Genomic DNA, 11,638 nt, shown 5'->3' on the forward strand with positions numbered 1-11,638 from the left:
GTCAGGCGCGCTCGCGTAGTGCCTGTTCGATCGCCCCGAACAGCGACTGCACCTGCACGGGCTTTGCCAGGGTCAGCGTGCAGTCGCGGTCGTCGCTCGGCACGCCAGGTTCCCTGAGGCGGATCACCGGTCCGTCGAACCCCGCCTCCTGCAGCACCGCCAGCACATCGGCCGCGGACAGCAGCAGGATGTCGTCGTCGATGATCGCCAGCGCCGGCAGGCCGTCGCGGGCGATCCGCTGCAGCGCGTTGGCGCCGTCCGGCGCCATCATCGGGTCGTAGCCCTGCGCCGCCAGCGCGTTGCCCAGCAGCGACAGGCGGGTGGCATCGCCATCGACCAGCAGGATCCGGCGTCCTTCACCATCCAGGAATGCCGCGTCTTCCATGCCTGCCCATTCGTCGCCGGGTGCCGGCAGATGCAGCTCGAAGGACGTGCCCTGCCCCAGCGTGGTGCTGACTTCGATGCGTCCGCGCACCGATTCGACGATGCGCTTGCAGGACATCAGGCCCAGGCCGGTGCCGCTGGCCTTGGTGGTGAAGAACGGCGTGAACAACTGCTGCCGGGTCGCTTCATCCATGCCGCTGCCTTCGTCGGCCACGCGCAGCACCACGTAGGGCTGCCCGTCCGGCGCGACCGTCGGCGTGGCCGACAGGGTGAGCCGGCCGCCACGTTCGGCCATCGCCTGGATGCCGTTGAGGCACAGGTTGATCAGGCACTGCTGGAATTCGGTGTAATTGCCTTCGATCAGCAGGTCGTCCGGCGGCAGTTCCACCGTCAGCTGGACCTGCCGCGACAGGCTGCCCTGCAGCAGCAGCTGCACGGCACTGAACAGGGCCGCCACGCTGATGGTCTCGCTGGCCTTACGCGAGCCGCGGACGAACGACAGCATCGAATCGGCCATCTCGTGGCCGCGCTTGCCGCTCTCCGAGATCACCGCACCCAGCCGCAGGATCTTCGGGTCGTCGCTGTAGGTCGACAGCAGGTCGGGCACGATCAGCAGCGGCTGCAGGATGTTGCGCAGGTCGTGGCTCAGGCCCGCGGCCAGCATCGCCAGGCAGTCCAGCCGCTGCGAGCGCATCAGTTCGCGCTCGGCATGTTCGCGCTCGCGCTCGGTGCGCGCTTCGCGGATGGCGCGTGCCACCGCCGCCGGCAGGCGCGCCGGCGAGTGCTTCAGCACGTAGTCGCTGGCGCCCTGCTGCAGCGCCTTGACCGCCGCGTCCTCGCCGATCGTGCCGGAGAAGAACACGAACGGCAGCCGCGGGTCGTGCGAGCGCAGGATCTCCAGCGCCTGGTAGCCGGAGAAACCCGGCAGTTCCATGTCCGACAGCACCAGGTCGAACGGCGGGCCGGCCAAGGCGGCGCGCATGTCGTCCGCGCCGTCCACGCGCAGGAATTCGGCCTCCATGCCGGCCTCCAGCAGCTGTTCGATCAGCAGCTCGGCGTCGAGCTCGGAATCCTCGACGAGCAGGAGGCGGACGCGCCCCAACGGTGATCCGGAATGCGGCACGACTCAGTCCAGGGTTGGCGTTTCGTTGATGACGGCCCAGAAGGTGCCGAGCGTTTTCACCGCCTGGAAGAACTGGTCGATGTCCACCGGCTTGACCACGTAGGCGTTCACGCCCAGGTCCCAGCTGCGGGCCAGGTCGCTTTCCTCGCGCGAGGACGACAGGATGACCACCGGCAGGTGCCGCAGGGTGTCGTGGTGGCGGATCTGCTTCAGCACCTCCAGACCGTCCATGCGCGGCATCTTGATGTCCAGCAGCAGCACCGACGGCATGCCTTCCTCGCGGTTGGCGTGCGCGCCACGGCGCAGCAGGTAGTCCATCGCTTCCACGCCATCCTCGACATGCACGATGGGGTTGGCAAGGTTGGCTTCGCGCAGCGCGTCGATCGCCATTTCGGCGTCGGCCAGGCTGTCTTCTGCCAGCAGGATGGTGCGGATGTCGCTCATGCGTCTTTCTCTCGGGAAGGCGGAGCGTCGAGCGCTGCCGGAAGGGTGAAGAAGAAGGTGGCGCCCTGGTCGGGTGCCGATTCGGCCCAGATGCGGCCGCCATGCCGGCCCAGCACGCGGCGCACGCTGGCCAGGCCGATGCCGGTGCCGGCGAACTCGCTGGCCTTGTGCAGGCGCTGGAACACGCCGAACAGCTTGTCCGCATACGCCATGTCGAAGCCGGCGCCGTTGTCGCGCACGGTGAACAGGTGGCTGCCGTCGTCCTGCGTGCGGTGTTCGACCTCGATGAGCGCGCGTTCGCGCTGGCTGCTGTACTTCAGCGCATTGCCCAGCAGGTTGCTCCACACCTGGCGCATCATGTTCTCGTCGGCCAGCACGATGGGCATCGGCGCGATGCGCCATTCCACGCGCCCGGCGCGGCCCTCGTTGGCATCGTTCGCATCCAGCATGGCGCGTGCCTCGGCCACCAGCGACTGCATGTCCACCGCCTGCAGGCGCAAGGCGCTGCGACCCAGGCGCGAGTAGACCAGCAGGTCGTCGATCAGCTGCGACATGCGGCGGGCGGAGCTGCCGATCACGTCCAGGTAATGGCGGCTCTTGTCGTCGATGCCCTCGCCCAGGTGGCGTCCCAGCTTGTCGGAGAAACCGGCCACGTGGCGCAGCGGCGCGCGCAGGTCGTGCGACACCGAATAACTGAAGGCCTCCAGTTCGCGATTCACCTCGGACACCTGTTCGACCTTGCCTTCCAACTGGCGGTTCAGCGCGGCGATTTCCTGCTGCGCGGTCTTCTGCAGCGAGATGTCGCTGACCGTCATCAGCACCGCGTGGTCGTCGCTGTCCGGCAGCGGCATGCGCCGCGCATTCAGCAGGACGGTCCGACGCAGGCCATCGGCGGTCTCCTGCTGCAGCTCGTAGTCCCACAACTCGCGACCGCGCGCCAGCACGTCGTCCAGGCGCTGGCGCATCACCTTGTCCTGCCAGGCGCTGCCCAGTTCGTCCAGCGAGGCGATCTTGCCGCCCTTCTGGATGCCATACAGTTCGGCGAACGCGCTGTTGTGCATCTGAATGTGCTGTTCGCCGTCCAGCAGCACGATCGGTTCACGCACCGTATCCAGCACCACCAGGGCGCGCTGGCTGGCCTGCGCGGTCTGCTTCTCGGCGGCCAGGCGACGCGCCACCTGCCGGCCCAGCGACATCAGCACCAGCGTCAGCAGCAGCAGCTGCGCGCCCAGCGCGGCCATCCGGATCCATTCCATGCGCCGCCGCTGGTCGTCCGCATCGCCACTGCGCAGCGCCAGCAACGCACGCTCGTCGGCGAGGATCTCGTCCAGCAGGCCACGGATCGGGAAGCGCGTGGCCAGCGGCGCCACCACATTTCCCTTGTAGGCATCGGGCGCGGCCAGCAACTGGTCCACCACTTCGATCCGGGCGCTCACCAGTTCGCGCAGGCGCCCCACGCGCACCAGCTGCTCGGGGTTGTCCACCGTCAACCGGGCCAGGGCATCGAAACGCGCGGGCAGCGACGCCCGGCCCGACACCAGCCGCTCACGCGCCAGCGGATGGTCCGCGCCCAAAGCGATCAGCATGGCCGAGCTTTCCATCTCGCGGACGTCCAGCGCCAGCCCGAGCACGGCGGCTTCCACCTCGTGGGTATGGACGACGACGTCGGCGGCTTCCTGGTTCGCCCGCGACAGGCTCTGCAGCAGGACGACCGGCACCACCACGATCAATACGACCACCAGCCCCAACAGTGGCAGGCGTGTTCTTTCCCACAACGTGCGGGTGCGTTCTTCGTTCATGTTCCCCTGGCGTCGGCTGGACGCGTCTAGGGCACCGACATGCCCGCGCGAACGTGCAGGGATGCTAGCGCAGGGTTGTCACATTTGGAATGACATTGGACGTTCAGAAAACGTCGGCGAGATGAACGCGATCACGTCCTTCACGCTTGGCGTCGTAGAGCGCCAGGTCGGCACGGCGCATCTGGTCGCGCAGCGATTCACCCGGCCGGTGAACGGCGATGCCGGCGGACAGGGTGGCCACCACCCCGCCATGCGCCTTGCCGAACTCGCGGCGCAACCGTTCAGCAAAGGCCTGCGCCGACACCGCGTCGTCACCGTCCAGCAGCACCGCGAATTCCTCGCCACCGATCCGCGCCGCGCAGCCGTTCGCCCCGGTGCGCGCGCGCATGAGGTCCCCCAGCCGCTGCAGCACCGCATCGCCGCCTTCGTGGCCGTGGTCGTCGTTGATGCGCTTGAAGTAGTCGATGTCCAGCACCACCACCGCCACCGGGCGACCCGCGGCCAGTGCCTGCGCATGCAGGGCGATGGCGCGCTCCGTCCATCCATTCCGGTTCAGCAGGCCGGTCAGCTCATCGGTATGCGCCTGCCGCACCAGCCGCCGCCGCATCTGCCAGGCAGACACGGCAAAGTCGGTCCGGTACCCCGCCAGCACCAGGCCGAAGCCGATGGTCATCAGCGTGTACAGCCAGTACAGCGCGCTGCCGGTTCCCGGTGCGCCGTACAGGACGATGCGCAACTGGGCCATCACCACGATCAGCAAGGCCAGCGCCAGCAGCGACATGGGCCGCACCGTCAGCGCCATCAGCGCCAGCGGCAACAACTGGAACAGGCCGGTGCGCAGCGCCAGCTGCCCGGTCGCGCCGGGCAACGGCATGCTCATGAAGATGCCGGTCAGCAGCGTGCCGGCCAGGATCAGCATCAACCGCTGCTGCCACTGGTCAAGGCGCGCGACACCGGCCGCGCAGGCCGCCACGCCCAGCGCCGCCAGCAACTGCGACCACACCGGATAGCCAATCGACGGGGTCACGTGCGACAGGTCGAACACCGCGATGATCGCCAGCAGCACCGCGCCGCACAGCAGGACGCCGCTGATGATCGGACGCGTGGCCCGCAACTGGGCCTGGGCCAGGTCTTCGCGTTCCGCCGCGGTGAGCGAACGGGTCGAACGGCGCGACAGCAGCCCGCGCAGGCTGTGGATCAGGCCCGGGACGGCGATCGGTGCGTGCAGCGGACGGGCGCGCATGCGCGGTTCCTGGGCGGGATGCGTCCCGCGCTGCAACCCGCGTGCCGCGTCGTCCGCGGCGGCGGAAGCCTGCCTGCGTCGGCGGCGCCTCAGCCGCCCCATGCCACCGGCATGCCGTCATCCGCGCAGGACCGACGCGCCACGTCGGTAGTGGCCCGTCGACGGTCGCGCGCCGGCCGCTTCATCCGCCGAACGCAGCCCGCATGCGCGCTTCGTCGGGCTGTTCGATCACCCCCTTCTCGGTGACGATGGCATCGATCAGCGCCGCCGGCGTCACGTCGAACACCGGATTCCACGCCGCCACGCCCTCGGCCACGATGCGGGTGCCGCCGATACCGAGCAGCTCGGCCGGATCGCGTTCCTCGATGTGGATCGCCTCGCCGTTCGGCGTGGCCATGTCGACCGTCGAGGACGGCGCCACCACCATGAACTTCGCACCGTGATGGCGCGCGGCAATGGCCAGCTGGTAGGTGCCGATCTTGTTGGCGGTGTCGCCGTTGGCGCAGATGCGGTCCGCGCCCACGACGACCCATTGCACGGCGCCGGTCTTCATCAGGTGCGAGGCGGCGGAGTCGGCGATCAGCGTGGCCGGGATGCCATCCTGCTGCAGTTCCCATGCGGTCAGCCGCGCACCCTGCTGCCAGGGACGCGTCTCGCCCGCATACACCTTGCCGATGCGGCCCTGCGCCACGCCGGCACGGATCACGCCCAGCGCGGTGCCGAAGCCGGCCGTGGCCAGCGAACCGGTATTGCAGTGGGTCAGCACGCCGCTGCCCTGCCCGATCAGCGCGGCCCCCAGTTCGCCCATGTGGCGGTTGGCGGCCAGGTCTTCCTCGGCGATCGCCAGCGCTTCCAGTTCCAGCACCCCGCGCCAGTCGCTGCCGGCGGTGCGCAGGGCGGCGCGCATGCGCGCCAGTGCCCAGGCCAGGTTCACCGCCGTCGGCCGCGCGTCGTTGAGGCGCTGCAGGGCGGGTTCCAGCTTCTCCAGCGCCTCGGCCGGCGTCGCCGCCAGCACCTCGCGCGAGGCCAGCACCACGCCCCATGCGGCCGCAATGCCGATGGCCGGCGCGCCGCGCACGGCCAGGTCGTGGATGGCGGCGGCCACTTCGTCGCTGGTGGTGCAGGCCAAGTACTCCACCACGAACGGCAGCTTGCGCTGGTCCAGCAGTTCCAGCGCGGTGCCGGTCCAGCGGATGGGACGGATGCGGTCGTAGCGGGCGTAATCGATGACGTCGTTCATGCCGCCATTGTAACGGCCCGCCGTGAGCGGGCCGTTGCCGTGGTGGAACTCACCAGCTACGGAATTCCGCGCGGCAGCCGCTGGTCACCCACACGCCCCGGTTGTCGCGGCCCCAGGTGCGGCCCTCGATGCAGGCGCTGCTCGACAGCTGGCGCACCAGTTGCACCCGTCGGCCGTCGACAGCGCAGGTGCGCGTGCGGCCATTGTCGGACTCGCAGCGGAAGGTGCGCCCGTAGTTGCCGTTGTTGCCCCAGCCACCGCCATTGCCCCAGCCGTTGCCACGGCCGCGCACCTCGAACTCGGCACGGCAGCCCTGCGTCACCCACACTCCATTGCGATCCTGGCCCCAGGTCTGCCCTTCCACGCAACGCGCACTGGACAGCTGGCGCACCAGGCGCACGTCGGCACGTGCGGGAACCGCACACGTGCGCGTGCGGCCATTGTCCGACTCGCAGCGGATGCGCTCGCCGTTGCCGGACCAGCCGCCCCCATTGCCCCAGCCACCACCGCGCCCGGCGGTGAACTCGGCACGGCAGCCGCGATCCACCCACACACCGTTGCGGCCCTGGCCCCAGTTGCGGCCCTCCTCGCAGCGCGTGCTGGACAGCTGGCGGGTCAGTTGCACGCCGCCGCGGGTATCCATCGGGCATTCGCGATAGCGGTTGCTCGGCGACTCGCAGCGGACGGTCTGTCCCCCGCCCTGATAGCGGTCGCCGTACTGCGGCGCGGCGTGCGCCGACGCCGTGCCGAGCAGGGCGGCCGTTCCAAACATCAGCGAAGCGATCAGTCGGCGTTCCATGGCGTGTGTCCTCGTGGGTGTTGGATCGCAATCTACGCAGGAAAAATGAATGCGGCCTCACGTAACCGTTTGCAGCCACGCCGCGCTTGCGGGGTGTTTGGCTGGCTTTCAGGCGCGGGCGAAATCGAAGGCCAGTACGTCGGCGATGCGTGGGGTATCGCGCATCGCCATCATCAGCCGGTCCACGCCCAACGCCACGCCCGCGCACGCGGGCATGCCCTGCTCCAGCGCGGCCAGCAGCGCCTCGTCCATCGGCGGCGCGATGTCGCCACGCGCCTGCCGCACCGCCACGTCGCGCTCGAACCGCCCGCGTTGCTCCCGCGCATCGGTCAGCTCGTGGTAGCCGTTGGCCAGTTCCAGCGCCCCCAGGTACAACTCGAAGCGCTCGGCCACCGGCACACCGTCGCGTTCGACCACCCGCGCCAACGCGGCCTGGCTGGCCGGATAGTCGTGCACCACGGTGATGTGGCCCGGGGCAAAGTCCGGTTGCAGGCGGTGCGTCATCAGCAGGTCCAGCCAGTCATCGCGGGTCAGCCCCTCGCCATCGATGGCGATGCCGGCTGCAGCGTTGCGCACGGTCTCCAGGTCGGCCGTCATCGGGTCGATGCCGAGCCGCTGCACGTACAGCGCACGGAAGCTGGTCCGCGCTACGGTCGCCTCACGGCCGATCATCGCCAGCGCCGCCTGCACCAGCGCCACGGTCTCGTCGATCAGCGGATTGAGCGTCCAGCCCACGCGGTACCACTCCAGCATCGTGAACTCGGGATTGTGCCGCCCGCCGGCTTCGCCATCGCGGAACACGCGGCCCAGTTCGTAGCAGTCGCCCACGCCCGCCGCGAGCAACCGCTTGAGCGGAAACTCCGGCGAGGTCCGCAGCCAGCGCGTCCGCGGCGCCCCATCGGTACGACCGGCAAATTCCAGCGAAAACGACGCGATGTTGGGATCGGTATTGCCGGCGCGCGACATCATCGGTGTTTCCACCTCCAGCACGTGACGCGCGTGGAAGAACTCGCGGACAAGGCGGTTGAGCGAAGCGCGCAGGCGCAATGCGTCGAGGGAGGCGGTGGGTTGCCAGCTCATCGCGAGATACCCGCATCTGCTGCAGGAGCGACGTCAGTCGCGACCACACGCCACCCGTGCCCGGGCGCTTCAACGCATGCGACTTTCCCATGCAGCATGATCGGACAATCCTTCCGGTCGCGACTGACGTCGCTCCTACAGGGGAGCGGACTGACCGTCATGCATGCTGCTCCAGAAACGCCAGCAGCTGCGCTTCGTCCCACACTTCGATACCGAGTTCCTGCGCCTTGGCGAGCTTGGAACCGGCGGCTTCGCCAGCGATGACGAGATGCGTTTTCTTCGACACGCTGCCGGCGATCTTGGCGCCCAGCGCTTCCAGCTTCTCGCCAGCTTCGTCGCGGCTCATCGCGGCCAGGGCGCCGGTGAGCACGACGGTCTTGCCGTCGAGTGGGCCGACGGAGGCCGCCACGTCTTCCGGCGTGATCGCCCGCAATTCGTCGAGCGCGGCGCCGCTGCGCGACAGCAGCGTTGCATTGGCCGCGTCTTCCAGCCACGCAGCGAAGGCGTTGGCCGACTCGCTGGGCAGGCCAGCGGTGACGAAGTTGTGCACCGGCGCATCCAGCAGCGCCTGCACCGAGGGGAACGCCGACGCCAGTTGCTCGGCACGCACGCGGGTGACCTTGGGAATCTCCAGGTCGACCAGCAGCGTGGCCAGATCCAGGCCGGCGCGCAACTTGCCCGAGGGCGGATGGGTGTCGCCGATCACCACCCCGCGCGCCAGCAAGTCGTCGATGGCCTGCTGGTTGCCGGGCTGGTCGAGGAAGTGGCCCAGCGAGCGCGCCACCTCGCCGCCGATGTCCGGCACCAGCTTGAACACCGGCCACGGCAGGCGACGGATCAGTTGCAGGTCGCCGAACCACTGCGCCAGTGCCTTGGCCGTGCTCTCGCCCACATGCTGGATGCCGAGCGCGAACAAGAAGCGCTCCAGCGTGGTCTGGCGACTGCGGTCGATGGCCTCGATCAGGTTCTCGGCCCACTTGGTCGCGACCTTGCCGGTCTTCACGGTTTCGGGCGTGGTGCCGTCGCGCTCGTCGACGCGCCGCTTCATCTCCAGCAGGTCGTCCACGCTCAGCTTGTAGAGGTCGGCGACGTTCTGCACGAAGCCCAGATCGCTGAGATCCTCGACGAAGCGCTCGCCCAGTCCTTCGATATCCATCGCCCGCCGCGAGGCGAAGTGGATGATGGTTTCCTTGCGCTGCGCCGGGCAGGTCAGTTCGCCACTGCAGCGCCACACCGCCGCGCCCTCCTCGCGTACGATCTCCGAGCCGCAGATCGGGCAGGCCGTGGGCATCTGCCAGGGCTGCGCGCCCGCGGGGCGGCGTCCGGCCACCACGCCGACCACCTCCGGGATCACGTCGCCGGCGCGGCGCACGATCACCGTGTCGCCGTTGCGCACGTCCAGGCGTGCGACCTGGTCGGCGTTGTGCAGGGTGGCGCGGGTGACGGTCACGCCGCCCACGTGCACCGGCTGCATCAATGCCCACGGGGTCACCGCGCCGGTACGGCCGACGTTGACCTCGATCGATTCCAGCACGGTCATCTGTTCCTGCGCCGGGAACTTGTGCGCGATCGCCCAACGCGGCGCGCGCGAGACGAAGCCCATCTCGCGCTGCCCTTCCCCGTCGTCCAGCTTGTAGACCACGCCATCGATGTCGAACGGCAACGCGTCGCGCGCCTCGCCGATGCGGCGGTAGTACGCCAGCAGGCCGTCCACGCCTTCGACCACGTCGCTGAGGCTGCTGACCGGAAAGCCCCACGCACGCAGTTGCTTCAGCGTGGCCGAATGCGAATCCGGCAGCTCGCCGCCCTCGACCAGACCGGTGCCGTAGGCGAAGAACGCCAGCGGCCGTTGCGCGGTGATGCGCGGATCGAGCTGGCGGAGCGAGCCGGCGGCGCCGTTGCGCGGATTGGCCAGCACCTTGCCGCCGTGTTCGCGTGCCCAGGCGTTGTAGGTCTCGAACGCGGCGCGCGGCATGTACACCTCGCCACGCACTTCCAGCACCGCCGGCCAGCCGCTGCCGCGCAGGGTCAACGGGATGGCCTTGATGGTGCGCAGGTTGAGGGTGACGTCCTCGCCGGTGGCGCCGTCGCCGCGGGTCGCGCCCTGCACGAAGGCGCCGTTTTCGTAGCGCAGGCTGATCGCCAGGCCATCGAGCTTGGGCTCGGCGGAGAACGTCAGCGCCGGCCGCTTCAGCCTGTCGGCGATGCGGCGGACGAAGTCCTGCACTTCCTCGTCGCTGAAGGCATTGCCCAGCGACAGCATGGGGATGGCGTGGCGCACCTCGGCGAACTTGCCGGCCGGCGCGTTGCCGACGCGCTGGGTGGGCGAATCGGCGGTGACCAGGTCGGGATGCGCGGCTTCCAGTTCGTCCAGTTCGCGCAGCAGACGGTCGTACTCGGCGTCCGGGATGTTGGGCTCGTCGAGCACGTGGTAGCGGTAGTTGGCGTCCTCCAACTGGCGGCGGAGGTCGGCGATGCGGGCGGCAGGTTCCATGGCGCGATTCTACCGGCCGAAGCGCGATGCGAGCGTCACTCCAGGATGGCGCGTACTGCGTCCAATGCCTCCTGTACGAGACCCTCTGGCGCCTTCTCTATCCGCTTGAACGTGCGCGCGCGCGCGTCCACCGTTCGCGTCTGATCGCACAGGACAACCCCCTGCGTGCGCAGCCCCGTGCCCATCAACGTCACGCTGAAGCCGTTCGCACGTGTCGCCTGGCCGCCCTGGGTAATCGGGGCCACCAGGAGCAGGCCGGACGCCTGGTTGAAGGCACTGGCAGACAACACGAGGACCGGACGGGCACCGCGGATTTCACGACCCTGCGTGGGGTCCAGGCTCAGTTCCAGGATGTCGCCGCGCTGTGGGATTCCCTTGCCCATGATGTCCACTCCTCCTAAAGCAGTTCGCGTCCGGTCGGCTCATCCTCGAGCCACGTTTCGTCCCGGCTCCATGCCGCGGGCGTGGCGGGGCTGGCAGCCAGGCGGTCCGACAGCGTGCGGCGCGCAGGCGACACGGTCAGGGTGCGGCCTTCCACCATCAACTCCACGACCGAACCCGCCTCGACGGCCAAGGTGCTGGCGATGGCCTTGGGAATGGACAGGATGATGGAACCGCCGGACTGGCGGAGGATCGCGGTACAGGACATGGAAGCGCCCCAGAAGTTTTACTCAGGTAAAACTTAGGCCACTCCCGCGGCAATTGCAAGCAAGCGGAAGGACGGACCGTTGCGACGTCGGCTGCACACGCATTGCCCTCCTGACGACACGCGACCATATGCCGCCAGAGGCTGACAGCCCCGATCGTTCCCCCCATCAAGGCATGCTGGCCCCAAGGTCATTCGCACCGGTACGAAGGGGCGGACGTCGGTGATGCTCAAGGCGGCTATGGCCGGATCCACGAACGGGAGAGCAACTGTCTTGATTCAGGCTGTTTGGGAGGCGTTGAGATGGTCCCGCATGCGGGCGTTGAGGATGACCAGCAGTTTGCGCATGGATGCCACCAGGGCCACCTTGGCGGGTTTACCTCGCT

The 11,638-nt window shown here is 68.9% G+C and carries 10 protein-coding genes and 1 pseudogene; all 11 read right to left on the bottom strand.

Annotated elements, in window-relative coordinates:
* Position 1 precedes the first annotated feature (1 nt).
* Positions 2-1,507 carry an ATP-binding protein gene (locus MMG85_RS08375; RefSeq protein ID WP_241045618.1) on the bottom strand — a complete coding sequence of 502 codons (1,506 nt, stop codon included), beginning with the start codon at positions 1,505-1,507 and terminating at the stop codon, positions 2-4.
* 3 nt (positions 1,508-1,510) lie between these two features.
* A complete protein-coding gene (locus tag MMG85_RS08380; protein ID WP_241045619.1) occupies positions 1,511-1,951 on the bottom strand; it encodes a response regulator in 441 nt (146 codons plus the stop codon).
* Positions 1,948-3,750, bottom strand: coding sequence for a sensor histidine kinase (locus MMG85_RS08385; RefSeq protein WP_241045620.1), 1,803 nt, complete (start codon positions 3,748-3,750; stop codon positions 1,948-1,950). Before MMG85_RS08385 ends, MMG85_RS08380 begins: the two co-directional genes overlap by 4 nt.
* 103 nt (positions 3,751-3,853) lie before the next feature.
* A complete protein-coding gene (locus tag MMG85_RS08390) occupies positions 3,854-4,993 on the bottom strand; it encodes a GGDEF domain-containing protein (protein ID WP_241045621.1) in 1,140 nt (379 codons plus the stop codon).
* Positions 4,994-5,174: 181 nt separating this feature from the next.
* Positions 5,175-6,233: an S-methyl-5-thioribose-1-phosphate isomerase gene (gene mtnA / locus MMG85_RS08395; RefSeq protein WP_241045622.1), complete on the bottom strand. Its 1,059-nt coding sequence runs from the start codon at positions 6,231-6,233 to the stop codon at positions 5,175-5,177.
* A 49-nt stretch (positions 6,234-6,282) separates the two neighbouring features.
* Positions 6,283-7,032: a DUF3011 domain-containing protein gene (locus MMG85_RS08400; protein WP_241045623.1), complete on the bottom strand. Its 750-nt coding sequence runs from the start codon at positions 7,030-7,032 to the stop codon at positions 6,283-6,285.
* 108 nt (positions 7,033-7,140) lie between these two features.
* Positions 7,141-8,112 (bottom strand): EF-P lysine aminoacylase EpmA, encoded by a 972-nt coding sequence (gene epmA, locus MMG85_RS08405; RefSeq protein ID WP_241045624.1) that lies wholly within the window; start codon positions 8,110-8,112, stop codon positions 7,141-7,143.
* Between the two features lie 157 nt (positions 8,113-8,269).
* Entirely contained in the window at positions 8,270-10,606 is a 2,337-nt protein-coding gene (gene ligA / locus MMG85_RS08410) for an NAD-dependent DNA ligase LigA (RefSeq protein WP_241045625.1), read from the bottom strand.
* Between the two features lie 35 nt (positions 10,607-10,641).
* Positions 10,642-10,989, bottom strand: coding sequence for a type II toxin-antitoxin system PemK/MazF family toxin (locus tag MMG85_RS08415; RefSeq protein WP_241045626.1), 348 nt, complete (start codon positions 10,987-10,989; stop codon positions 10,642-10,644).
* 14 nt (positions 10,990-11,003) lie between these two features.
* Complete coding sequence (locus tag MMG85_RS08420; protein WP_241045627.1) at positions 11,004-11,255, bottom strand: hypothetical protein; 252 nt, start codon at positions 11,253-11,255, stop codon at positions 11,004-11,006.
* Between the two features lie 276 nt (positions 11,256-11,531).
* Positions 11,532-11,638, bottom strand: a pseudogene (locus MMG85_RS08425) (IS110 family transposase); the annotation flags it as partial.

This window comes from Pseudoxanthomonas sp. LH2527 (assembly GCF_022539275.1).
In the GTDB taxonomy this organism is placed as follows: domain Bacteria; phylum Pseudomonadota; class Gammaproteobacteria; order Xanthomonadales; family Xanthomonadaceae; genus Pseudoxanthomonas_A.